22 protein-coding genes are annotated in these 24,448 nt (G+C 59.5%); 6 read left to right on the top strand and 16 right to left on the bottom strand.

Translation table 11 applies throughout. The annotated features are described in order from the left end of the window. Nucleotides 1-18 precede the first annotated feature (18 nt). The 5 genes from FHX15_RS20880 to FHX15_RS20860 form a co-directional block, all read right to left on the bottom strand. On the bottom strand, nt 19-1,194 hold the full coding sequence (locus tag FHX15_RS20880) for an ABC transporter permease (protein WP_184400273.1): 1,176 nt from the start codon (nt 1,192-1,194) through the stop codon (nt 19-21). Further along, the gene (locus FHX15_RS20875) at nt 1,194-2,192 is read right to left on the bottom strand and encodes an ABC transporter permease (protein ID WP_184400272.1); all 999 of its coding nucleotides are present in this window, start codon (nt 2,190-2,192) and stop codon (nt 1,194-1,196) included. The genes FHX15_RS20880 and FHX15_RS20875 overlap by 1 nt, the downstream gene beginning before the upstream one ends. A gap of 3 nt (nt 2,193-2,195) precedes the next feature. Continuing rightward, nucleotides 2,196-4,100 carry an ABC transporter substrate-binding protein gene (locus tag FHX15_RS20870; RefSeq protein ID WP_184400271.1) on the bottom strand — a complete coding sequence of 635 codons (1,905 nt, stop codon included), beginning with the start codon at nt 4,098-4,100 and terminating at the stop codon, nt 2,196-2,198. Next, nucleotides 4,100-5,989 (bottom strand): ABC transporter ATP-binding protein, encoded by a 1,890-nt coding sequence (locus FHX15_RS20865; protein ID WP_184400270.1) that lies wholly within the window; start codon nt 5,987-5,989, stop codon nt 4,100-4,102. The genes FHX15_RS20870 and FHX15_RS20865 overlap by 1 nt, the downstream gene beginning before the upstream one ends. 184 nt (nt 5,990-6,173) lie before the next feature. After that, entirely contained in the window at nt 6,174-7,514 is a 1,341-nt protein-coding gene (locus FHX15_RS20860) for an adenylate/guanylate cyclase domain-containing protein (RefSeq protein WP_184400269.1), read from the bottom strand. Nucleotides 7,515-7,939: 425 nt separating this feature from the next. Here FHX15_RS20860 and FHX15_RS20855 point away from each other — a divergent pair, with 425 nt between their 5' ends. After that, a complete protein-coding gene (locus FHX15_RS20855; RefSeq protein ID WP_184400268.1) occupies nt 7,940-9,283 on the top strand; it encodes a nucleotide sugar dehydrogenase in 1,344 nt (447 codons plus the stop codon). Here the strand turns inward: FHX15_RS20855 and FHX15_RS20850 are convergent. Further along, nucleotides 9,273-10,448 (bottom strand): DUF3095 domain-containing protein, encoded by a 1,176-nt coding sequence (locus FHX15_RS20850; protein ID WP_184400267.1) that lies wholly within the window; start codon nt 10,446-10,448, stop codon nt 9,273-9,275. The two genes, FHX15_RS20855 and FHX15_RS20850, sit on opposite strands and share 11 nt — an antisense overlap. 121 nt (nt 10,449-10,569) lie before the next feature. On the opposite strand from FHX15_RS20850, the gene FHX15_RS20845 reads away from it, so the two are divergent. Continuing rightward, nucleotides 10,570-11,049: a class I SAM-dependent methyltransferase gene (locus tag FHX15_RS20845; protein ID WP_184400266.1), complete on the top strand. Its 480-nt coding sequence runs from the start codon at nt 10,570-10,572 to the stop codon at nt 11,047-11,049. A gap of 7 nt (nt 11,050-11,056) precedes the next feature. Here the strand turns inward: FHX15_RS20845 and FHX15_RS20840 are convergent, their stop codons facing one another. Then, complete coding sequence (locus tag FHX15_RS20840) at nt 11,057-11,512, bottom strand: Rrf2 family transcriptional regulator (RefSeq protein ID WP_184400265.1); 456 nt, start codon at nt 11,510-11,512, stop codon at nt 11,057-11,059. 136 nt (nt 11,513-11,648) lie between these two features. Here FHX15_RS20840 and FHX15_RS20835 point away from each other — a divergent pair, with 136 nt between their 5' ends. Further along, the gene (locus FHX15_RS20835) at nt 11,649-12,590 is read left to right on the top strand and encodes an NAD(P)/FAD-dependent oxidoreductase (protein WP_184400264.1); all 942 of its coding nucleotides are present in this window, start codon (nt 11,649-11,651) and stop codon (nt 12,588-12,590) included. Nucleotides 12,591-12,623: 33 nt separating this feature from the next. On the opposite strand, the gene FHX15_RS20830 is transcribed toward FHX15_RS20835, so the two are convergent. Together FHX15_RS20830 and FHX15_RS20825 are read right to left on the bottom strand one after the other, a co-directional pair. Next, nucleotides 12,624-13,502: an FkbM family methyltransferase gene (locus FHX15_RS20830; protein ID WP_184400263.1), complete on the bottom strand. Its 879-nt coding sequence runs from the start codon at nt 13,500-13,502 to the stop codon at nt 12,624-12,626. Continuing rightward, the gene (locus FHX15_RS20825) at nt 13,502-15,217 is read right to left on the bottom strand and encodes an adenylate/guanylate cyclase domain-containing protein (protein ID WP_184400262.1); all 1,716 of its coding nucleotides are present in this window, start codon (nt 15,215-15,217) and stop codon (nt 13,502-13,504) included. The genes FHX15_RS20830 and FHX15_RS20825 overlap by 1 nt, the downstream gene beginning before the upstream one ends. A gap of 192 nt (nt 15,218-15,409) precedes the next feature. Here FHX15_RS20825 and FHX15_RS20820 point away from each other — a divergent pair, with 192 nt between their 5' ends. Together FHX15_RS20820 and FHX15_RS20815 are read left to right on the top strand one after the other, a co-directional pair. Further along, a complete protein-coding gene (locus FHX15_RS20820) occupies nt 15,410-16,501 on the top strand; it encodes a glycosyltransferase family 4 protein (protein ID WP_184400261.1) in 1,092 nt (363 codons plus the stop codon). After that, nucleotides 16,494-17,261, top strand: coding sequence for a polysaccharide deacetylase family protein (locus FHX15_RS20815; RefSeq protein ID WP_184400260.1), 768 nt, complete (start codon nt 16,494-16,496; stop codon nt 17,259-17,261). Before FHX15_RS20820 ends, FHX15_RS20815 begins: the two co-directional genes overlap by 8 nt. On the opposite strand, the gene FHX15_RS20810 is transcribed toward FHX15_RS20815, so the two are convergent. The 7 genes from FHX15_RS20810 to pcaD form a co-directional block, all read right to left on the bottom strand. Continuing rightward, nucleotides 17,243-18,073 (bottom strand): MBL fold metallo-hydrolase, encoded by an 831-nt coding sequence (locus tag FHX15_RS20810; protein ID WP_184400259.1) that lies wholly within the window; start codon nt 18,071-18,073, stop codon nt 17,243-17,245. The genes FHX15_RS20815 and FHX15_RS20810 overlap by 19 nt on opposite strands. Before the next feature lie 683 nt (nt 18,074-18,756). Next, the gene (locus tag FHX15_RS20805) at nt 18,757-19,524 is read right to left on the bottom strand and encodes an SDR family oxidoreductase (protein WP_184400258.1); all 768 of its coding nucleotides are present in this window, start codon (nt 19,522-19,524) and stop codon (nt 18,757-18,759) included. A 63-nt stretch (nt 19,525-19,587) separates the two neighbouring features. Beyond that, entirely contained in the window at nt 19,588-20,634 is a 1,047-nt protein-coding gene (locus FHX15_RS20800; protein ID WP_184400257.1) for a 3-carboxy-cis,cis-muconate cycloisomerase, read from the bottom strand. 122 nt (nt 20,635-20,756) lie between these two features. After that, complete coding sequence (gene pcaG, locus FHX15_RS20795) at nt 20,757-21,368, bottom strand: protocatechuate 3,4-dioxygenase subunit alpha (RefSeq protein ID WP_184400256.1); 612 nt, start codon at nt 21,366-21,368, stop codon at nt 20,757-20,759. A gap of 1 nt (nt 21,369) precedes the next feature. After that, a complete protein-coding gene (pcaH, locus tag FHX15_RS20790) occupies nt 21,370-22,119 on the bottom strand; it encodes a protocatechuate 3,4-dioxygenase subunit beta (protein WP_184400255.1) in 750 nt (249 codons plus the stop codon). A gap of 10 nt (nt 22,120-22,129) precedes the next feature. Then, entirely contained in the window at nt 22,130-22,528 is a 399-nt protein-coding gene (pcaC, locus tag FHX15_RS20785) for a 4-carboxymuconolactone decarboxylase (protein WP_184400254.1), read from the bottom strand. Next, nucleotides 22,525-23,328, bottom strand: coding sequence for a 3-oxoadipate enol-lactonase (gene pcaD / locus FHX15_RS20780; protein WP_184400253.1), 804 nt, complete (start codon nt 23,326-23,328; stop codon nt 22,525-22,527). Before pcaD ends, pcaC begins: the two co-directional genes overlap by 4 nt. A gap of 93 nt (nt 23,329-23,421) precedes the next feature. Between pcaD and pcaQ the strand changes: the two genes are divergently transcribed. Further along, nucleotides 23,422-24,360, top strand: coding sequence for a pca operon transcription factor PcaQ (gene pcaQ / locus FHX15_RS20775; RefSeq protein ID WP_184400458.1), 939 nt, complete (start codon nt 23,422-23,424; stop codon nt 24,358-24,360). Nucleotides 24,361-24,448: the final 88 nt, after the last annotated feature.

Here is a 24,448-nt window from a genome sequence, read left to right as displayed (position 1 = left end):
GCTCCACCCGGCCCGACGCTATTTGTAGGGATCTGCCGCATCGCGCAAGCCGTCTCCCAGAAAATTGAACGCCAAAATTACGAACACTACCGGAATGATTGGAAACAGCAGCCATGGGTAGAAGGCGATGACACTGACGCTCTTGGCTTCGGTCAGCAGGATGCCCCAGCTGGTAATGGGCGGCCGCAAACCGAGGCCGAGGAAGGAGAGCGCCGTTTCCCCAAGGATCATGCCCGGAATGGAAATGGTGGCCGATGCAATGAGATGTGACATGAAGCCCGGCACCAGATGCCGGCCGATGATACGCGGCGTGCTGGCGCCCATGAGCTGGGCGGCCTGTACATAGTCTTCTTCGCGTAGCGCAAGAAGTTTGGAGCGCACAGCGCGGGCAAGCCCCGTCCAGTCGATGATGCCGAGAATGACGGTGATGCCGAAATAGATGACGATCGGGCTCCATGTCACCGGCATGATCGCGGCGAGCGCCATCCAGAGCGGCAGTGAGGGCAGGGATTGCAGCACTTCGATTAGGCGTTGCACGACAAGATCGAAAATACCGCCCCAGTAACCGGCGAGGCCGCCGATGACGATGCCGAGAACGAAACTGATGGCGATGCCGATCAGGCCGATGGTGAGCGAAATGCGCGCACCGTAAAGGATGCGTGACAACACGTCGCGACCGAGACGATCGGTGCCAAGCAGGAACATCTGTCCGCCGATTGCCGGGCAGACGAGATGGAAGTCGGAAGCGATGAGTCCCCAGAACTTGTAGCCATCGCCACGGCAGAAGAAGCGGATCGGCTGGATGTCGTTTTCGTTATTGGTGTAGAGGCGGTGCAGCGTGTTGATATCGAGCGTCATCTTCCGGCCATAGACGAAGGGGCCGACGAAATTGCCCTGGCTATCGAAGAGACGGACCCGCTGCGGCGGTGAATGGATGAAATCGACGTTGCGCGTATGCAGACCGTAGGGTGCCAGGAACTCGACGATCAGGATCATGAAGTAGATGGCGGCAAGGAAGATGCCGGATGCCAGCGCCAGCCTGTGGCGCTTGAACTTCCACCACATGAGCTGCTTTTGCGAGGCAAGGTGGATGCGCGACTGGGCCGAGGTCATCGTCTCCTTTGCGATCGGATCGAAGGGAGCCGTCGAGACGTAATGCGGCAGCGGCGCGCCAGGTGCGGGTAGGGGCGACATTATTTGGTGCTCCTGCCTTGCAGACGGATGCGGGGATCGAGGAAGCCGAGCGCGATATCGGAGATCAGCACGCCGATGACGTTCAGGAAGGCAAGGAACATCAGAAAGGAGCCGGCAAGATACATGTCCTGGCTCTGCAGCGCCTTGATCAGCATCGGCCCGGTCGTCTCGAGCGATAGAACGATAGCGACGATCTCGGCGCCCGAAATGATCGACGGCAGGATCGAGCCGATATCGGCGACGAAGAAATTAAGCGCCATGCGCAGCGGATATTTAACCAGTGCGCGCACCGGGTGCAGGCCCTTTGCACGCGCCGTCGTCACATACTGCTTCTGCATCTCATCGAGCAGGTTGGCGCGCAGGCGGCGGATCATGCCGGCCGTGCCGGCCGTGCCGACGATGATCACAGGAATCCAGAGATGCGCGAGGATCGATCTTGCCTTTTCCCAACTCATCGGCTGGTTCAGAAATTGCTGGTCCATCAGATGGCCGATGGAAAGTCCGAACCAGACATTGGCGAAATACATCAGGATCAGCGCCAGCATGAAGTTTGGAATGGCTATGCCGAGAAGGCCGAGGAAGGTCAGCCCGTAATCGCCCCAGCTATATTGATGGGTTGCGGAATAGATGCCGATCGGAAAGGCGATAAGCCAGGTGAGAAGGATGGTCGAGAAGGAGACGAGTATCGTCAGCCACAAGCGGTCGCCCACCACGTCGGAAACCGGCAGCTGATATTCGAAGGAATAGCCGAAATCACCGCGCAGCATGCCGCCGACCCAGTAGAAGTAGCGCACGATCTCCGGCTGGTCGAAGCCGTATTGATGGCGCAAGTCTTCGATTTCCTGTAGGTTTGCGGTCTCGCCCTGAGCGCGCAGTTCGGCGATCTGACTTTCGAAGAAATCGCCGGGCGGCAGCTCGATGATGACGAAGACAAGCGCCGATATCACGAGCAGGGTCGGCACCATAGCAGCTATGCGCCAGAGGATGTAACGGATCATCGCTCAGGCCTCCTTGAACCAGAATGTGTCCGGCATATAGACACCGAGGAAGGAGGTTGGATCGAAGCCATAGAGCGCGTGTTCCGGCACGTTCTGCATTCTGGCGGATCTGAGGATCGGCTGCAGCGTGCTATTGATGAGGCCGATCGAAAAGACCTGCTGAGTATAGAGGGATAGCATCTTGTGCCAGATAACTTCGCGCTCTTGCGTCGTTGCACTTCTGCCCCATTGGTTCAGGAGGTCCACAAGTTCGGCTGCTTCCGGCAGATCGGGCGCCTTGCCCTCCTGACCGGCGGAAAGATAGTACATGCCCCAGAGCGGCCATTGAAGCTGGTCGTCCAAGGTAGGGGCTAGTCCATAAGGAGACATGTCGGCGGTCGGTACGCCGTTATCGAGTCCGTACCAGATCGACATCATGATCGAGCCGCTCATGGCGCGGTTGCGGAAGACGTCGCGCTGCGAGGTGCGGGTGAAGAGCGCCAGGCCGATATTGGCCCAGTGATCGTGCACCAGTTCCAGAACGTCGGTGTCGAGGTTGCTTTCGCCGGCCGTCTCGACGGTGATCTCGCAGCGGCGCCCGTCGGGCAGCAGCCGAATGCCGTCGCTGTCGCGCTTGTCGAGGCCGAGTTCGTCGAGCAGCTTATTGGCGGTATCCGGGTCGAAATTCACAAAAGCGTCGGCATATTCCTGCCTGAAGAGCGGGCTTTCCGGCAGCACCGTATCGGCGCTCGCCTTGCCGAGGCCGTAGAAGGCGACCATGTTGATCTCATGCCGGTCAATCGCCAGTGACAAGGCCCGGCGGAAGCGCACGTCGCGGAAGATGATGCGCCAGGTTTCGTCGGCGACATTGAGGTTCGGCAGCAGTGTAATGCGCGAGCCACGGGCCATTTTCCAGAGTTCGACCTTCACAGGGAAGCGCTTCTCGGCCTCCCTCAGGAAGGTGTAGTCGTTGAAGTCGATGCCGGTGGCCTGCAGATCGGATTCGCCTGCACCCGCTTTGGCGGCGATGATCGAGGAGGATGAAACGTTGAGAATGAACTTGTCGAGATAGGGGAGCTGCCTGCCGTTCTCGTCGACCCGATGGAAGAAGGGATTGCGTTCGAAGACGAACTGGTCGGCCGGCGGGGCCGTCCGGTTCCGCCATGGATCGAGCGTCGGCAGATCAGGATTGTTCGGTCGGGACGCGAGCGCCATTTTGATGTGCAAGTCGGCCCATTTCTTGGCGCGGTTCTTCTTCATCAGCTCGTCGAGCTTGGCCTTGTCCTGATATCCCTTGTGGAACTGCTTCAGGTAGTGGCCGGGGCCGTAGATGACGAGCGGCAGAGGTCCGGCGAGCGACGCCAGGAAGACCGGATTGGGCTTTTCCCAGCTATAGCGCACCGTCAGTTCGTCGAGCATTTCGAATTTGGGCAGCGATCCGTGCGGGCGTAATTCCAGTGCACCACCGCCGGGCGTCAGCTCCTTGTTGAGGATGACGTCTTCCCACCAGTAGCGGAAGGCTTCCGCCGTGAAGGGATGGCCGTCCGACCATTTGTGCCCCTCGCGCAGGCGGAAGGTGAAAACCGTAGCATCCTCGGCAGTGAAATCGCGCAGGATATCGGGCTGGAACTGCAGTCTCATGTCGTAGCCGACCAGCCGCGAATAACCGTAGATGGTCATATAGCGGATATCGCGCGCGCCGCCGATGATGGTGCGCACGTCGCCGCCATAGGTGCCGGGCACGCGGCCCATGTCCTTGAGATTGACGACCCGCGGCTCGACCGGGATGCGCTGCGCCATCGGCGGCAGACTGCCATCGGCGAGCTTCGTCTTCAGGAATTCCGGTTCGGCGATCTGCTGGGCGCGAAGCACCGAAGGGGCAATCGCCGAGCCGATCAGGCCGCCGAGAAAGATGCGGCGTGTCACCATCAGACCAGCTCCTTCGCATCGGCGCCCTTGCGGGCACGGACCAGATGGCCGCCGCCAAGATCGGCAAAGGCGAGTTCGGAGGCATCATCGTGGTCCGCCCGGAAGACTCGCCCCCAGTTCTGCTTGTCGGCTGCGCCATTTTCCTGCAGCGCCTTGAAATCGAGCGGTCGGTCGAGATCCGGGAAGGGGACAGCGGCAAGCAGTGACTTCGTATAGGGGTGGACCGGGTTGCGCAGGATGATCTCGCGCGGCGCGATCTCGACGATACGGCCCTTGCACATGACGGCGATACGGTCTGCCATATAGTCCACGACGGCGAGGTTATGCGAAATGAAGAGGTAGGTGAGCCCGAGCTCCTTTTGCAGGTCCTTCAGGAGGTTGAGGATCTGCGCCTGAACCGATACGTCGAGAGCAGAGACAGGTTCGTCAAGAATGATAAGCTTTGGACCGAGGGCGAGTGCACGCGCGATGCCGATACGCTGGCGCTGGCCGCCGGAGAAACTGTGCGGATAGCGGTTGAGGTAGCGTCGGTCGAGGCCGATCGCCCCCATCAACGCCTCGACCTTGGCCTTGCGCTCGACGCTGTTGCCGCGGTCGTGGATTTCAAGGGGTTCGCTCAGGATATTGCGCACTGTCATGCGCGGCGAAAGCGAGGAGACCGGGTCCTGAAAGACCATCTGGATCTTGGTGCGCAACTCCTGCAGTTCCGAGCCTTTGACGGAGAGGACGTCGATGACTTCCTTTTCGTCGTTGAAGATGACCGCGCCGCCATCCGGCGTCACTGCGCGCATCAGGATCTTGCTGACCGTCGTTTTGCCGCAGCCGGATTCACCGACCAGCCCCAGACACTCGCCGCGACGGATGTCAAAGCTGACATCATCGACGGCGTGCACAACGGCTGCTTCCTGCCCGCCGAAGAAGCCGCGTTTGCGCGTCTTGTAAGTCTTGGAAAGATTGGTGACGGAAAGCAATATGCCGGGTGCCTCCTTCTCGACCAGCTTCTTCTTGCCAATCAGCGATTCCAGATTGACCGGAACGTCGCGAAGCGCTTTCAGCCGCTCGCCTGGCTTCATGTCGAAATGAGGAACCGCAGCCATCAGGGCCTTGAGATAGGGATGCTGAGGATTACGGAAGATCGCCTCGACCGGGCCGGCTTCCATGATCTCGCCGTGATAGATCACCACCACTTCATCGGCCATATTGGCGACGACTCCGAGATCGTGGGTGATGAGCAACATGGCCATGCCGAGCTTGGCCTGCAGGTCGCGCAGCAGTTCGAGAATCTGGGCCTGGATCGTCACGTCGAGCGCGGTCGTCGGCTCGTCGGCGATCAGCAGTGCCGGCTTGCAGATCAGCGCCATCGCGATCATGGCGCGCTGACGCATGCCGCCGGAAAGCTCGAAGGGATACATATCGTAGGTGCGCTTCGGATCGGAAAAACCGACGAGGCCGAGCATTTCCTCGGTGCGCTCGCGCGCCTCCTTCTTGTCGGCGTCCGTGTGGATCAGAAGCACTTCGCTGATCTGGTTGCCAATCGTGTGGAGCGGCGAGAGCGATGTCATCGGCTCCTGGAAGATGGTTGCCATACGGCGACCGCGCAGGTCGCGCATCTCAGCACTGTCACGCGATAGCGACAGGATATCCGTTGCCTTGCCATCCAGGGGATCGGTGAAAAGGATGCGGCCGCTCGCGTCTGCGGGTGCCGGCAGGATACCCATAATCGACTGGCTGATGACGGATTTGCCGGAGCCACTTTCGCCAACGAGGGCAGTCACTTTCCCCGGCAGAATGCGGAGATTGGCTTCCTTTACGACGCGCAGCCGGTCGCCGAAAACGGAGAAGGCGACATCCAAATTCTCAATACGCAACAGATCGGCCGCAGACGCCATACCAATGAAATTCCCCAGTCTTTATGTGTTCCCGTTAAGGCACACTACCGTACCGTAAACGGGGTGTCCAGTTGATGACAGGCATGGGGAAAAGCAACGCATCGCGCCTATTTTACGAGGCGCTCGATGCAAGTGTTGTCACGTCAGGCGCAACAGCTAGAGCGGCTGCAGTGTTCGCGTGTAGTTACTGAATGAATTTTTCGATCGGCGTTCGTTTTACCTGTTTCTTGTCGCGGTGAAGCATGATGACCTGTTCGGCTTCCGACAGGCTGTTCTGAACGGATTCGCGGAAACCTTCGTCGAGATGAACGGCAGATGCCGGCGCGCGCGGCTGCAGTACCGTCACTTTCTGGCGGATGCCGCGCAATTTTTCCTCCCCGAGCGTAATCCATTCGCCGCCGCAATAGCCGGCAAAAGCCTGGCTCGCGACGACCTCACGGCTGTATTTCTTCGTCAGCACCTGCAGGCGCTGTACTTCGTTGACCGCCGAACCGAAAGCGGAGAAAGTAAGGCGATCCTTCAGGCCGACATTGCCGAACATGACGTTGCCGACATGCAGGCCGATGCCGTAGCCGATCTTTGGAAGTCCCTTCGCATCGCGTTCTCTGTTGAGCTCGGCAACGCGGGCCTGGGCATGATGCACGGCGGAAAGTGCGGCCTCGCAGGCGATCTTAGACGGATCCTTGTGGCGGCCACAGGGATAGACTCCGAGAAAACCATCGCCGAGAAAGCTCAGGATTTCGCCGCCGTTGCGGTTGAACGGCGCGGCGATCGCATCGAAGAACTGGTTCAGCGTATCGATATAGGCCTGCCTTCCTTCCTTTTCGGCATACATGGTCGATTCACGCATGTCGGCCATGACGAGGGCCGCGCGGATCGTTTCGCCATCGCCGCGGCGCACTTGTCCGTTCAACACGCGTTTGCCGGCATCGCCGCCGAGATAGGTGGTCAGCATGTTGTTGGCGAGCTTGGCGAGCACCGCCATCTTGGCGGCGACCGCTAGATGGTTTTGCATGCGCAGCAGCGCCTCGATCATGTCGTCGGAAAAGCCGGCTGGACTGTCTGTCGACCACGAGCCCATCATACCCTGCACCGAGCCGTCGCCGAAGGGCTGCACGAAGGCAAGATAATCGGTGATCTTTTCCTGCCGCAGATCCTCGAAGATCGGAAATTCACTCGGGCCATCAGGCATGATACGGCGGCGAATATGCTGCAGATTGTTGTCGAGAAGATAGAAATAGGGACTCTGCAGGAAACGGTCCGGCTTTTGGCCGGACGGCATGCGGAAGCCTTGTATCGTCACGCCGCTCGAGCGCTTCCAGGTAAAGCTCAAAGCGTCATAGAGCGGATGCAGCATCGAGAAGGTCAGGTGCACGCGCGCAATCGGCAGACCGGCGGCGGCAATCCGCTCGCAGAAACCGCGCACGATGTTTTCAAGGTCGTCACCGGCCAACGAGGAATTTGTCAGCCACTCAGCAACACGGTCCAACAAAATGGAGGATACGCTGGATTCGATCGTGCTCATTCTAGGTATTATCCTCATGGCGCACGCCCATCCCGAAAGCAAAAACAGCCAGGACCTGCCCTTCATGATGGGCAGGTCGCAAAGAATTCAGGATGTACGAGCGGTACTATCGTGTCAACGATAGGCCGATGGCTCGGCCATGACACCCGCCGGCTTCCGACCTCCTAGAAGCGGGGCGAGCAATCTTCGCAAAGTGAGTTCATTATCGTCTGCCAAAATAGGCACGCTCTAGATGCGAAACAATAGGATTCAGATATTTTTGTGCGTGGCGGTTGTCGTGATTGGCCGGGCTCAGTCATTTTCGCCACATTCGGCCAACGGACCCAGCGCGCGGCAAAGACAACCCCGCGACAAGGCCGGGTTTAATTTGCCGCGATCATGCATTAGATCAGCCTTCGGATTCACTTTTCGCATGAGGCACGGCCTTGGACGCACGCTCTTCCACCTTCGAAACGCTTTCAAAGAGGATTGAGGCCCGCACGGCGCGCGCCGGCATCATCGGCCTTGGCTATGTCGGTTTGCCACTGGCGATGGCTGTGGCGCGCAGCGGCTTTGCAGTGACCGGCTTTGATATTGACCCGAAGAAGGTCGTCGCTCTGGATGCTTGCCGCTCTTATATCGATGCGGTCACCGATGAGGCTCTGACGGCTGAAATCGAGGCGGGGCGTTTCTCCTCGACCACCGATTTCGCCAGCCTTGCCGATTGCGACGTGATTGTTATCTGCGTGCCGACGCCGCTCACCAAGCATCGCGATCCAGACCTTTCCTTCGTAGAAGCGACGTCGCGGTCGATTGCCGCCCATTTGCGGTCGGGTCAGCTGATCGTGCTGGAATCAACCACCTATCCCGGCACCACCGACGATATCGTGAAGGTCATTCTCGAAGAGACCGGGCTGAAGTCCGGCTCCGACTTCTTCGTCGGCTTCTCGCCCGAGCGCGAGGATCCCGGGAACCAGCATTACCACACCGCAACCATTCCGAAGGTCGTTGCGGGGGATGGCAAAGAAGCCCTGTCGCTGATGAAATCCTTCTACGGGACAGCCGTCTCAACCGTCGTTCCCGTCTCCTCCAATGCGACGGCAGAGGCTGTGAAGCTCACCGAAAACATCTTCCGCTCGGTCAATATCGCACTCGTCAACGAGTTGAAGACGGTCTACGCGGCAATGGGCATCGATATCTGGGAAGTCATCGATGCAGCGAAGACCAAACCCTTCGGCTATATGCCCTTCTATCCCGGCCCCGGACTCGGCGGCCACTGCATCCCGATCGATCCCTTCTATCTTACCTGGAAGTCGCGCGAATACGAATTGCCGACCCGCTTCATCGAGTTGGCCGGCGAGATCAATTCTGCGATGCCGCGCTACGTTGTCGGCAAGCTGGCAGAGGCCTTGGATATCCGCGCCGGCAAGGCGCTCAGCCGCTCCCGTGTCCTCGTCCTCGGCCTCGCCTACAAGAAGAATGTCGCCGATATCAGGGAGAGCCCGTCACTGCGCCTGATCGAGATCATCGAGGAGCGCGGCGGCAGAGCGGCTTATCATGACCCCTTCGTGGCGGAGATTCCGCCCACCCGTGAATATCAGGCACTGAAGGGCCGCAAATCCATCGACCTGACGCCGGAAGCGATTGCGGAATACGACGCGGTTCTCATCGCGACCGATCACGACGTCATCGACTATGCGGCTCTCTCGAAGAGCGCCAAACTGATTGTCGATACCCGGAATGTCTTAAGCCGGCTCGGCCTTTCGGCCGATCACGTCATCAAGGCGTAACGAGCACGCCGGAAAGCTGCTTGCCAGTGATCTGGCTGGCCGCGACGGCGTAACCGCCGGCGGCGCCGTCGATGAAGTGCATATGATCGCGTGACAGGGGGGTCGGGACGAAGCAGGTCATCAGTGCCGACGACTGGCGGTGCAGGCCGAATCGCGCCACGCCTTTTTCCTGCGCTTGCTTCAACAGCGCCTCTATGCGGGCGAGATGAGCGGCATCCACGTCAATGGTCATCTTCAGTCCGTCGTCAAATTTGCGGAAATCCGAATTGCCTGAGACGTCCTTCTTATAGCGGCGCGCGTTGAAATGAGCGAAGGTGATTCCGAATTTATGCAGGAATACCACCAGACCGATCTGCAGGAGGATGAATAGCTTTTGCCGCAGCCGGTTGCCCTCGGGCGCTGTCGCCTTCGCCTCCCGATTGATGCCCTTCATTGAGAAGGCGAGTTCCGGCCCGTCTTCCGGCACCGGATGGCCATTGCGGTTCTGTTCGGCGGTAATCGAAACGATGCCGGCGACGAGCGCCTGAAATTCCGGCCCCGGGCCAGCTTCGCCCGGCACGGCGATGATCGAGACAATTTCGCCGTTATGCGCCTCGATCGGGCTCCAACGGCAGGAGAGGCCGGTCAAATCCGGCCGGGTACCCGGTGCAGCCTTCTCGACGCCGTAACGGCCCATCTTCATGTTCTTCTCGGCCCAGATCGTGCCGCCGCCGGAAAACATTGCATAGGTGACATAAGGGCTTGCCGAATATCGGGCGACGCGCACGTCAAGGCCTTCCTCACGAATATCGGCGATCGGCACGATTGCGATGCGGAGATCGAGGTCGAGATCTTCCTTCACCCAGACCTGTGTGGCGGCAAGCGCCTCCCGCGCTTCCTTCTCAAGCGAAACGGGCAATGCGATCAGCGCGCCGTCACCGGCAAAGACGAAAGGATAATCGCCCTTGCCGACCGCATTCAGCACCGCCGAAATGACGCTGGCGCCAGCCATGTTGACGTCCTTGTAGCGGCCGCCGGAAATCGCCTTGGTCGAGCCGACGATGTCGGCCATTGCCAGCACCCACCCTTCGGGCAGCGGCTGGTAATTGCTTTCGTCGGTCACGCCTTCGAAGTCGGTGAAGACAGGCACGTTGGCAAAGAATGTGTCGTTGGACATCTCGTTCATGGGAGTGAGTTTATCACAGACCCGTGTTACCGCTGCAACGGCAATTTATGGCGCCGGCAATCGACTTATACTGCATCGATATGGTAGCACCGCTGACATATTTTATGACGGACAGGACAAGATGAGCCGCCTCGACAGCTTCATTCGCCGATTGACGGCTCAACGCGATATTCTCAATGCCATCATGGACCTGATGGAGGACGTTGACGGGCCGGTGCTTGAATTCGGCCTCGGTAATGGCCGTACCTACGATCATCTGCGCGAGCATTTTCCCGAGCGGCGCATTATCGCCTTCGATTGGGAAATACGCTCCTATTCCACCTCCACGCCGGCTGCCGAAAACATGGTGACTGGCAATATTCGCGACACAGGCCAAGCGTTCCTCGGGATCAACGCAGCGCTCGCCCATGCCGATATTGGCACCGGCCATGACGAAATCGACGCGGTGACGCTGACCTGGCTGCCGCAGTTGATCGCTGGCGTGCTTGTCCATCACGGCATTGCCGTCAGCGGCTTGCCGCTGGAACATCCCGAGCTTTTGCCTTTGCCCCTGCCCGACGGTATCAAGGAAGGCCGTTATTTCCTCTACCGAAGGAAATAATCTGCGCTCATGAGGCGCAGGAAAAAGACGTAGCCACGTGAGCGGCAAGTTTTGTCTCGAAATCGGCCGCGATTGCATCCAGCGTCACGCTGCCCAGCCGTCGCAGGAGCAGCATCTCCGCCTCCTTCATCGCGCCCTCGAGGGCGGCATTCACGGCCTGTTCCACAAGGCATTTCGGCTGGTCGTCGGCTGGGCCGATGGCGAAAAGATGGGGTTTGCCGATGGCACGGTAGATATCGAGAAGGGTAATTTCCGACAGCGGCCGCACCAGCGTCCAGCCCCCGCCGTGTCCTTTTTCGGAACGGACATAGCCTTGTTCGCGAAGGCCGGCCATGGTGCGGCGGACGACGACGGGATTGGTATTCAGCATCTTTGCAATCATTTCGGAAGTTGCCGAATGCTCATGCCGGTCCATGTGGATCAGCACGTGCAGCATGCGGGAAAGGCGACTGTCGTTGCGCATAAAGCTCTATTCCTGGCGATCGAGTGCGCCATTATCCCAAGCGAATCGTAACAAGACAAGTGACATGATGCTTGACTTCATCATTTCATGTAACTTATGATGATTCATGATTGAGGCGACGTTAGAGGAGAGTTCCATGTCATTCGAGGTCATCGTCATCGGCGGAAATTTTGCCGGCTTGTCTGCAGCCATGCAGCTTGCCCGGGCGAGGCGCCGCGTTCTGCTGGTCGATGCGGGCGCGCCACGCAATCGTTTTTCGCAGGCATCACATGGGTTTCTTGGCCAGGACGGCCAGACGCCGGCGGCGATCATGCGAGAGGGGAAGCGGCAGCTTTCGCTTTACCCGACCGTCGCGATCCGTGACGGGAAAGTCATCCAGGCGGTCGCGGATGGCGGCGAATTTGCCGTTCGCATGGACGACGGCGGTGAAGAAAGGGCCGCGCGCATCGTCCTGGCGACCGGTATCAGCGACACACTGCCCGAGATCCCTGGCCTGCGGGAGCGATGGGGCCGTTCGGTGCTGCATTGCCCCTATTGCCACGGCTATGAAGTGAGCGGGGGTGCGCTTGGCGTTCTGGCAACCCTTCCGCTTTCGTCGCATGCGGCCCTGCTGCTTCCAGACTGGGGAGAAACGACCTACTTCACCCAGGCTCTGTTCGAGCCCGATAACGATCAGCTGACGCAGATGACCGCTCGCAGCGTCCGGATCGAGCGCAGCCCCATCGTGGAATTACTGGGCGATAATCCGAAGCTCGAGGCCGTCCGCCTGGCAGACGGCCGGGTCGTGCCATTGGACGCGGTTTTTGTCGCCGCGAAAACGGCCATGGCGAGCCCGATTGCCGAGCAGCTGGGCTGTGCCTTCGACGACGGCCCGCTCGGGCCGGTGATCCGGACCGGCGATAACAAGGAGACGACCGTTAAGGGTGTCTTTGCCGCAGGCGATGCGGCAAATGCCATGCATAACGCCACGCTCGCATCTGCCTCAGGCGTGCTTGCCGGCGTGCATTGCCATCAGTCACTGGTGATGCAGACCGCCCAGCAGGCTGTTCTGCCTCGGACATTTCGCCGACAAATCTAAGCGGCTTTCGATGACGTCAGCCTCTTCGTCAGCCTAAGGCAGGAACAGCACGTCATACTGATCGAATTCGCCTGGTAGATCACGAACCTTCATCTCCTTCTCGCAGTCCTCGAAGACCGCGAGGCAATTCTCGTAGAAGCCGGCGAGGGTGCGAATGAAGTCCTTGGTGCCATCAGGGCCGTAAAAAAGCGGCGTGAATTCCATATAGAGAGGCGCGCGGCGGGCAAGCAGAGGCAGCATTGAGCGGCAGGCAACCGGCTCGTAACCCTCGATATCCATCCAGACCAGGCCGATGGCTGTCTGGTCTATACCGAGTTGCTCGAGGATTCCGGTCACAGGCCGCACCGGCACGCTTATCTTCTGGTCGCTGGCGCTCTGGCGGATCGCGCTGCTCTTGCCATGATTGGCGCTGTTAAGAAAGAAGTCGATCTCGCCTCCACCTTCGCCGGCAGCGCAATTGACGAGGCGCACGATATCCGTAAGTCCATTCTGACGGATGTTGTGTTCCAGAAGGCGGAAATTGCGTGGATCCGGTTCAACGCTGACGATCCCGGAAAATGCCCGGGCAAGCGCAAAGTAGACGGTTTGTGTGCCGATATTGCCGCCGATTTCCAGCAACATGCTGTCTTTTTTCAGCATACCACGTTGGCGCAGGATCACGAGCAGCCGGTCGACTGCCTCGCGTTCGAAATGGCCCTTCCGGAACACCTTTCGGCCGATATAGTCGGCGGGCGAAAAACTCATCAGGTGATCGCCGGCATCGACTGTCATCGAGACGACGCGGGATCCGAGATTTTCGATCAGCAGGCGGCGGCCAAAACGGGTATCGAAGAAACGCGTGGCGAGCGCGTTGCGCGCCTTGCGTAAACGACGTTTCCAATATTTGCCAGTAAGCCATGCTTGGCCGGACATTATTGCGTTTCCTTGAGCGGTTTGGCTACCTTCTCTCTCGGAATGACATAAACTTTCAAGGGGAGCGCCCGGCCGCGCACATTGATTTCGCAGCTTTCGGCCGTTTCCGGATCTAGGCCGGCGCGCTGCGCGACCGGCTCGGAGATGACGATTGCGGCATCGAGGTCTTTCGCCGCCGTCTCCAGACGGCTAGCGACATTGACCGTGTCGCCGACGGCAGTGAGGCTTCGCACGCGCCCGTAACCCATGGTGCCGACGACGGCTGGGCCGGTGTGGATGCCAATGACGATCTGCAGTGGCAAAGGCAGTTCGTCCGAGAGTTCGACGGCAAGCTTTTCTACCTCGGCAACAATCGCAGTTGCGGCCGAAATCGCCTGCCGGCAGGCTTCCTCGGGTGTCGTGTTGAGGCCGAAGAGTGCCATGGCGCCGTCGCCGATGAATTTGTCGAGCCTCCCGCCAGCTTGTTCCACCGCTTTGCCGACGATGCCAAAATAGCGGTTGAGCAAGAAGACGACGTCAAAGGGGAGGCGGGTTTCGGTCAGGGTCGTGAAATGGCGCATGTCACAGAAGAGCACCGCGATCTCGCGCTCGCGGCCGGGACTGGTTTCCTGGCTGTTGGCGGGAAGAGCAGTCTCTGTTTGCGGCACGAGTAGCGGCGCAACGGTCAAATCCTTGTGCGGTCGGAGCTGACAGGCGAGACGAACGTCAGGCCCTGCATTGATGCGCTTGAGCGTCGTCTGCTCCAGCTTGTCGGGCGGCGACAGGGTCCAGTAGTCGCCGAGGATCTGCACGCGGCAGGTGGAGCACTGGCCTTTGCCGCCGCAGACCGAATAATGCGGCAGGCCGCCAAGCCTGCTTGCCTCCAGCACGGTGAAACCGCGAGGCACCCGCACGATTTCTCCGCCGGGATAATGAACAGCGACTTGGTTCGCCCGCTCTTTCAGCCTCCGGCGCGCCCGCGCCAGGATGACGAGACCAAGCGCTGCGGAGAAGCTTCCATAGAGCCCGGCACGGATAGTCGCAATTTGCTCGCGGGTCTCGGGATCGCTGTAATATCGGATATTCGCGGTTTCTTCGTGATGCCCGGCTTCGGCCTCTATATATGAAGGATCAGACAGCGTGCGGCCCATCTCCACGAAGCCAAGCAGCGCCAGCACCGGCAGGAGAATGGCGATGGCCAGAAGCGGCGACGACGACTTATCGTACCAAGGTCGATAGCGCAGCCAGAAATGTATACCGATACAGCCATGGATCCAGACGGCCAACAGTGCGAAACTCTGGCGCACTCCATTCTGCGGCTGGTTGATCCACAGCGTGCGAATGATCGCCTCATAGTTGTCGGTATAGCTGTAGAGCGTATGGGCAATACGAGTGCCGATGACATGGTCGATGAGCAGCAGCGGTATCAGTAGCCCAAGAACGATCTGCGCCATCTCGTTCTTTGGCATGACGAGGCTGCGGCGCATGTAGAGCCCACGCAGCACGAGCGTCATATGGACGATGACGGAGCCGTAGAAGAGCAGGGTGCCCAGCGGATTGCGCCAGATCGCCAGAAACAGCCGGCGCGCATCATCGGCGGCTGCCAGCGAAACGAGTCCCAGCGCATGGTTCGACATATGCAGGATAATGAAGACGAACATCACAAGGCCGGAACCGAGTCTGGCCTTCCTGATCGTCCGCTCTGAAAAAATCCTTTTAACCCAGTCCGTCGTCATCAAGTCCTGTTCTTGAAGCTGAAATCGCTCATTTACTAGAGAATAGGAAAAGGGCGTAATTGCCGCCTTGTCTCATCACGATCGCTTCGGTACGCCTGCCTTTTGTCGTTTAGCATAGTGACAATAGCGGAAATTTTTGCTTACGGCGTGAGCACCAATTGGAAACACACTGTCATACGCAGGGGCATACGGATGCTGGTCGCTTTCTATGCGCCGATGAAATCGCCTGAGCACCCGGTGCCTTCGGGCGATCGGCTGATGGCACGATTGTTAATGCGGGCTCTGGAGCTGGCGGGCCATTCTGTCGAGATCGTGTCTGAGTTTCGTGTCCATGCCAACAACCCGGAATCGGCGGCTGAGCTGCTGGTGAAGGCGGATGACGAGCGGGAACGGCTGCAACGCAAATGGCAGGAAGGGCCAAGGCCGGACCTCTGGTTCTGCTATCACCCGTATTACAAATCACCGGATCTTCTCGGCCCGGCCATCGCGGCGCAATTCGCCATTCCCTATGTCACCGCCGAAGCGTCGTATTCGCGCAGGCGCGACGCAATGGGCTGGGCCTTCTTCCAAAAACCGGTGGGTGACGCGATCCGTCAGGCGGCGATCAATATCGCGTTTACCGAACGCGACCGGAAAGGGCTCGAAGACGTCTTTCCAGAGGCGCGCATCGCCGCAATAAAGCCGTTTATCGACGCCGCGCTCTTCGAGGCGATAACGCCCACTCCCGATCCGCAGCGCTTGATGACCGTGGCAATGATGCGGGCCGGCGACAAGATGGACAGCTATAAGATGCTTGCCGCGGCACTCCACACAATCGAGGAGCGACCATGGACACTTGGCATCATCGGCGACGGCCCGCTGCGGGCTGAGGTAGAGGCGGTATTTGCCGGTTTTGCTCCCGGCCGTATCGACTGGCTCGGTCAAAGGAAGCCGGAGGAAATCGCCTTGCTGCTGGCGAAGGGCGATATCTATGTCTGGCCAGGTTGCGGCGAGGCCTATGGACTTGCCTATCTCGAGGCCCAGGCGGCGGGCCTGCCGGTCGTGGCGCAGAGGACAGCCGGTGTGCCTGAAGTTGTCGAAGCCGATGTGACGGGACTGTTGACGCCCGATGGCGATACGGGAGCCTATGCGCAGTCTATCGCCGGACTGCTGGATGATCGGGCGCGTCGTAACGTCCTCGCATCCGCCGCCCGCCGCTTCGTCATCGGCGAACGCTCGCTTGCCGGCGCGGCACGAGATTTGGATTTGATCCTACGCAGTTATGCAGGAGTAACGTATGATTGATAGCACCATCCGCGAGCCGTTGTATCGGGAGCTGGAGCGCTGGCAGGCAGCCGGGCGCGTGGCGCGGCTCTGGCTGCGGGATGACGACGCAATCGAGCCGACGGCAGCACTGGATCATTTGCTTTCCGAAACAAAGAGCTACGGCATTCCCGTCACGCTGGCGGTGATACCGGCATCGACTGGAGAGGCGCTGGCGGCACGGCTTGCGGACGACGCTCATGTCAGCGTGGCGGTTCATGGCTGGGCGCATCACAACCACGCCAAACCCGATGAAAAGAAGCAGGAGCTCGGCGGAGCACGTCTGGAAGAAACCATTCTCGGTGAGCTTTACGAAGGTTTCCTGAAGCTGCAGGGCCTTTACCCGACACGCTTTCTTGCCATGCTGGTTCCGCCGTGGAACCGGATCGACAAAGCTCTCGTTCCCAAGCTGCCAGCGCTCGGCTTTGAATCCCTTTCCATCTACGGGCGCGTCGAGAGAGAAGGCCCGCTCGCCATCATCAACACCCATGTCGATCTTATGGACTGGCACGGCACGCGCGGCGGGCGGCAGGCGGCGGAGCTGATCGGTGAAGTGGTCGCGGAACTGCAGGACAGGTTCGAGGGCCGCAACGAGCCGATCGGCGTGCTTGGGCATCATCTGGTCCATGATGCGGCGGCGTGGGATTTCCTTGCCGAGCTCTTCGAAGCGACGTCGGGCCATCCCGCAGTGGAATGGATCTCAGCAGCTGCGCTGGTGCAGGATCAGATGTCGACGACCTGATTGTCGCGGGCAGCGAAGGCGCCGGCAAAAGCGGCCTGAGCCTGACTTTCCATGAGGGCAAGCTGATCATCGGTGCGCGAGGGCGCGTGATGGAAGAGGGCGAAACGCTTGGCGCCGGCCATCTTTGCAAGCTCGGTGCCGTGCTGCCATGTCGAATGGCCAAAGCCCTTGAAGCGCTGCATCTCGTCTTCATTATACGTGCAGTCGTAGACGACGAGGTCGGCGTCCTTCATCATTTCCAGCGCCACTGGATCGTAGGTGCCCGGCGTGTGCTCGATGTCGTAGATCAGCGATATGATGCGCCCCTTCCAGTGAATGCGATAGCCGATCGCGCCGCCTGGGTGGTTTAGCATATAGGTCTGCATCTCCACGCCCTTATGCGGGGTCAGGGTCTGGCCGGCATGGAAATCACGGAAATTCATCGTCGCCTGACAGATGTCGGTTTTCACCGGAAACCAGGGCGGGCTGATAAACTGTTCGACCATTTCCCGTGTGTTCATCTTGCCGTCCAGATGGCCGGACCAGATGTTGACGTTGATCGACGGGTAGTAGATGGCCTTGAAGAAGGGCAGGCCGATGATGTGATCGTAGTGGCAGTGGCTGAAGAAGAGATCGACATCGTGCACGTCATCAGCAATGAGCGACAAGCCTGCCTCACGCAGGCCGGAGCCTGCGTCAAAGAGCATTCGGTGTCCGTCGCAGCGGATTTCAATGCAGGAGGTGTTGCCTCCATATCGGTCGAATTCTGGGCCTGACACGGGAATGCTTCCCCGTACGCCCCAAAATTTTACCTGAAACAGATCGTTGCTCATTTTCCTTCAAACCAGCTTTCCCGTTTCGCCATCGTAGTCACCATCGATCCCGATGCGAAGCTGCAGAATTCCACGGGTTTGCCTAAATCCCCTCGCACTCTTCCAACGGTTAGCCGAAGAAGAAGTAGATTTTCCTAAGCAATCGGCTTTTGGCTCAGAATGCAAGCCGGTATGGTTCGTTTTCTGTAAACGTTCCGGCATCAGCGAGGTCGCGACATTTCCGCGGATCATGCATCTTAAATGGTTGCACGCGACCGAAAATGCAAATCTCCGTGCTTTGTCGGTGCTCGGGCCACAAACGGCAAAGTAACCGCGTCGGAGATGGCCGGTAGCAAAGCACGCTCGCGACAGCAAAGCTCGTCTTTGTCATATCGTCGCGGATTTGAGGTGCGCTCAAAATTGAGATGTCCTTGTTTCCCGTCAAAATTACTGAGATGACTTTCTTGAGCAACCTTTGGAGTGAACATGTCTCCAGTCACGGAGATCCTGATAGGCCTCTCTGCCGTTTCCATCCTTATTGTCGGATTTGCCGTATTCTTGTCTTGGAACCCTCCGTGGTGGGCGCACCTTCGTTTTCGAGGTCGTTCCGTTCGTCGCCAAGCTGAAGGCGGCTTCGAGATGAGTTTTGAACTCGATGATGGAGGCGATGGCGATGGTGATGGTGACGGAGGAGGCGATTAACCTCAGAGCGATGCCGTAATCCCACCATCGACCATCAGCATATGGCCGTTGACGAAGGACGATGCGTCCGACGCCAGGAAAACGGCCCCACCCACCAACTCTTCCACGTTGCCCCAGCGGCCAGCCGGTGTGCGGGTTTCAAGCCACGCGGCAAATTTCGGATCGTCGACAAGCGCCTGATTGAGCGGGGTCTTAAAATAGCCTGGCGCGATGGCGTTTACTTGCAGACCATGCTTCGCCCAGTCGGTCGCCATGCCGCGGGTCAGGTTGCGAACGGCGCCTTTGGTTGCCGTATAGGGTGCGATTCCCGGGCGGGCAAGTTCCGCCTGCACTGACGCTATGTTGATGATCTTGCCGCGGCCGCGGCCAATCATTGCCTGTGCCACTGGTTGGCTGACGTAGAAGATGCTGGAGACATTGGTGCGGAGCAGCTCGTCCCATTTTTCGACCGGAAAATTCTCCAGCGGCGTGCGGAACTGCATGCCGGCATTGTTGATGAGGATATCGATCGGACCGATTTCCGCCTCGATATAAGCTATTGCGGTTTTGCTGGCCTCCGCATCTGTCACATCGAAAGCGGCACTGACGGCGTGGCGTTTCTTTTCGCGGATCGTCTCGGCAGCCACCTCCGCTTTCTGGGCGTTTCGACCATTGATAATGACGGAGGCGCCATGCTCGGCAAGCCCGAGCGCCAGCGCATAACCGATGCCCTGGCTGGAGCCTGTCACGAGCGCGCGGCGGCCGGAAAGATCGAAGAGGGGAAAGGTCACGGGATCACTCCTGAAAATCAACTGCTCTGCATAGCCGGTTTTGCCGCCCTCATGCAAAAGCGATCAGCCTGTCCCTAGACGCTTGATATTGCCAATCAGTTCCGCCGCCAGCCGCAACGAGGCAGCGGTTGCCATGACCATCTGTGGCAGCACCAGCCATTCCAGAGTCCAGGCCGCCCCCGAGCGTTCCTGCTCATGAACGAGGGAATGGTGGATGGCCGAAAGCTGCGTGGCATTGAAGCGGGCGAGCGCAACAAGCGTTTCTGCGGCGACCGGATTCTGTTTGTGCGCCATCGCCGAGGAGGCGCCGCCACCTGCCAATTCGATCTCGCTGCCGGCTTCGGCGAGCAGCGCGATATCCTGCCCGAACTTACCGAGGCTGCCTGCGATCAGCGAATAGAGACTGGCGATATCGGCAATGCGGTTGCGGCGGCTCTGCCATTGCGGCTGGTCGGTCAGCCCCAGTTCCTGTGCAAGCGAACTGCGCACGGATGCTGCTTCGGGGCCGAGTTTTTCAAGTGTGCCGGCAGCCCCGCCGAACTGAACCGGGAAAGTCTGCTCCGTCAGCCGGTCGAGATAGGTCTCCAGCGGCATCCGCCAGGCTGTGATGCGGTCGGCGGCGGTGATGGGGATCGCGGCCTGCATGCGGGTATGGCCCATCAGGCGGTTGCTTCCGAATTGCCGCTCAAGCGCCGTCATTCCTGTAATGACAGATTGCAGCCGTTCGCCAAAGAGAAAGGTGACGGATTTCAAGCGCAACATCAGGCTGGTGTCGATGACGTCCTGGCTGGTCGCGCCGAAATGGAGATGTTGAGCCGCTTGATCGCCGACCGCCTTCTTGAGCTGCTTGATGAGATCAGGGATGACGACGCCGTCTCTTGCGGTCTCAGTGCGCAAACTGTCGATGTCCGGGGCAAGGGCGGCACAGGCTTCGCCGATCGCTCGTGCCGCTTCAGCCGGAACGATGCCATGTGTCGCCTCAGCGCGCGCCAGGGCGGCCTCGAAAGAGAGCATCGCCCTTACGTCGGCCTCGGCCGAGAGGTAGGCGGCAATTTCAGTGTCGCCAAGCAAGCCGGAAAGGAAGGGATGGTCGAAGGGGGACGTGGTCATGTGGCATCTCGTTTCATGGCAACCCCGTTCACTGTCGGCATCATCTCTCCCCGAGGATACGGCAGGACGATGCCGACGCTACTTGCCCGATGGATTGCCGGCAAGCCGTCATGCGATATGGCTCAAATATCGAGGAACACCGTTTCCTTTGGTCCTTGCAGGCAGATATCGAAGCTCAGCGTCGCGCCATCGCGGGCAGCGATGAGTGTTGCCACGCGCTCGCGATGCTCGATACGCGCCAGAACCGGATCCACTGCGTTGGCCTCCTGCTCTTCCGGAAAGTACATGCGCGTATGCAGGCCGATATTGATGCCGCGGGCAACAATCCAGAAGGTGATGTGCGGCGCCATCTTGCGGCCGTCCTTGAACGGCACCTTTCCGGGCTTGATGGTCTCGAAACTGTAGAGGCCGTCTTCGGCGCGGGTGGGGCAGCGGCCCCAGCCGGCGAAATTCGGATCGGCAGTGCCGCGCATTTCCGAGGGGCTGTTATAGAGGCCGGTGCTGTCGGCCTGCCAGATCTCGATGACGGCATCGCGAACGAGCGCGCCGGCGCCATCGAAGATGCGGCCGCTGACGGTGATGCGCTCGCCGAGCGTCTTGTCATTGACCATCTGCGTGCCGAGGTCGGTATCATAGACGCCGGTAATGTCGCAGAAATTTGGTGTCAAGCCGATGTGCACATAGGGGCCGGCAGTCTGGGACGGAGTTTCCTTGAGGTAGCCGAGTTCCTGCATATCAGTTCCCCTCCAGCTTGTTTTCGAACATGGTCGAGCGGCGGCCGCGCAGCACGATATCGAACTTGTAGGCACGGCTGTTCATCGGGACCGTATTGCCCCAGTCGAGCGGCGCAATGAGCTGCTCGATTGCCGCCTTATCCGGAATGGTGCCGACGATCGGACATTTCCAGATCATCGGATCGCCTTCGAAATACATCTGGGTGATCAAGCGCTGCGAGAAGCCGTGGCCGAAGATCGAAAAATGAATATGCGCCGGGCGCCAGTCGTTGACGCCGTTCGGCCAGGGATAGGCCCCGGGACGCACCGTACGGAAGAAATAACCGCCATCTTCGTCGGTCACGAAGCGGCCGCAGCCGCCGAAATTCGGGTCGATGGCGGCAAGATAGGTTTCTTTCTTGTGGCGGTAGCGGCCGCCGGCATTGGCCTGCCAGAATTCGACGAGAACGCCGGCCTGCGGACGGCTCTGCTCATCCAGCACCCGGCCGTGGACGATGATACGCTCGCCGATCGCGCTCTCGCCGGGCTTTGCAAAATTGTGGATCAGGTCGTTATCCATCTCGCCGATCATCGAATGGCCGAAGACGGGACCAGTGATCTCGGAGATCGTGCCGTCGAGCGATAGCAGCGCGCGCTGCGGTGAGCGCAGAACTGATGTCTTGTAGCCCGGCGTATAGGCCGGCGGATGCCAGGTGCGGTCGCGGGCGAAGAAAGCCCCGGTTTCTGGCTTGCGGTTCGGTAAGTCGGACATTCTCTCCCCCTCAGGCCGCCTCACCGGCGTCCATCTGCTCGAAAACCTGTTTTGCGATCTTGATTGCGTGATTGGCCGCTGGCACGCCGGCATAGATTGCCACATGCAGCAGCGCCTCGCGAATATCCTCCCGGGAGGCACCGGTATTGACGGTAGCGCGCACATGCATCGCCACCTCGTCATCCTGGCCGAGTGCCGCAAGCAGAGCGATCGTGATCATCGAGCGCTCGCGCTTTGTCAGCTCCGGGCGCGACCAGACATGGCCCCAGGCGGCCTCGGTGATCAGTTCCTGGAACGGCTTGTCGAATTCGGTCGAAGCGGCTTGGGCGCGGTCGACATGGGCATTGCCGAGCACGGAGCGGCGGGTCGCCAAACCCTGGTGAAAGCGTTCGGACGCGGTGTCGCTCATGGGTTCTTTTCTCCGATGGATGAGAGGAAGGCGCGGATAATTGCGGTGAGCGCCTCTGGCTGCTCGACGGGCGGAATATGGGCGCAGTCTTTGATGACTTCGTAGCGCGCGTCCGGGATCAGCTTGGCCGTCGACAGCACCAGATCCGGCGGTGTCGAGCCGTCCTGATCGCCGACGATGCAAATCGTCGGCACCTTGATCCTGCCAGCGGCTTCTGTGAAATCAGCGTCGCGGATTGCTGCACAGGTCGCGTTATAACCTGCAACAGGCTGACGGATCAGCATATTACAATAGCCGGAATAGGCGACATTCTCGGGTCTGCGGAACGCCGGCGTGAACCATCGTTCCATGACCATGTCGACGATGCTGGCGATGCCATTCTTTTCGACGGCGCCGATACGGCTGTTCCAGCTGTCGGCGGTGCCGATCTTGTGGGCTGTGTCACAGAGGATGAGTGCCTTTACCAGATCCGGGCGACGCTGGTAGAGCGACTGGGCGATCAGGCCGCCGACCGAGAGCCCGCAGATGACGGCATCCTTGACTGAGAGCAGATCGAGCAGTCCGGCAAGATCGGTGGCATGGTCTTCCATAGCGTAGGGCACCTGGCCAATGTCGGAGAGGCCGTGGCCCCGCTTGTCATAGAGGATGATGCCAAAATCGCCGGCAAGCCGCACGATCACATCGCGCCAGATACGGAAGTCCGTACCGAGCGAATTGGCAAAAACGATAACCGGTCGGTCCGCCGGCCCACTAATGAGCTGGTAATGGATCGTTACGTCGTTGATACTGGCAAACTGCACTTCAAATCTCCTCGACGTCCAGTCTGCTGAGTTGATCCGGTTAAGTAAAATGATATTTTGCGGCTTTCCGATAACCCGGGGGTTATGAAAGCAGTGATCGATAGCCGCATCAAGTTTCGTCATCTGCAGACCTTTGTCGAGGTGGCGCGGCAGAAAAGCGTCATGAAGGCGGCCGAACTTCTCAATGTCAGCCAGCCGGCGGTGACCAAGACGATCCGCGAGCTGGAACAGGCGCTCGGCGTCGGCGTCTTCGAGCGTGAAGGGCGCGGAATTCGGATCACCCGTTATGGAGAGGTCTTCCTGCGTTATGCAGGTGCTGCGCTGACAGCGCTCCGGCAAGGGCTCGATTCCGTCTCTCAGGAAAAGTTCGGCGATGCCCCGCCCATCCGTATCGGCGCGCTGCCAACCGTATCCACGCGCATCATGCCGCGGGCGATGGAGCTGTTCTTGACGGAAAATACCTGGAGCCGTGTGAAGATCGTCACAGGCGATAATGCCGTGCTCCTGGAGCAGCTGCGTGTTGGCGATCTCGATCTGGTCGTCGGTCGGCTGGCGGGAGCCGAAAGGATGACCGGCTTTTCCTTCGAGCATCTCTATTCTGAACAGGTTGTCTTCGCCGTGCGGGCGGGCCATCCGCTGCTTGACGCCGGCAAATCACTCTTCGCCGACCTTGGCCGCTATACGCTGCTGATGCCGACCCGCAGTTCGATCATCCGGCCTGTCGTTGAGAATTTCCTGATCGCCAATGGCGTCGCCAGCCTGCCGAGCCAGATCGAAACCGTCTCCGATGCCTTCGGCCGCGCCTTCGTGCGCGACAGCAATGCGGTCTGGATCATTTCCAATGGCGTGGTTGCGCGGGATATCGTCGATGGCGTGCTTGCCTCCCTGTCGGTCGATACGAGCGAGACGAAGGGTCCCGTCGGGCTGACGATGCGCACCGATTCGGTTCCCTCCCCGCCGCTTTCCATCCTCATGCAGACGATCCGTGAGGCGGCGCGGGAAATTTCCGGCGAGCCTGCGCCTGAGCACTAGGGTCGAAACCCAATCAACATATTGATTAAAATATCTCCGTATGATTCACTTTGGTAATAACAGGAGTTTGAATCATGGCAGGAGAATT

It is taken from the genome of Rhizobium sp. BK650, from assembly GCF_014195325.1.
In the GTDB taxonomy this organism is placed as follows: Bacteria; Pseudomonadota; Alphaproteobacteria; order Rhizobiales; family Rhizobiaceae; genus Rhizobium.
Note: the sequence above shows the minus strand (reverse complement) of the source record. Positions and strands in the feature narration are given on the sequence as shown.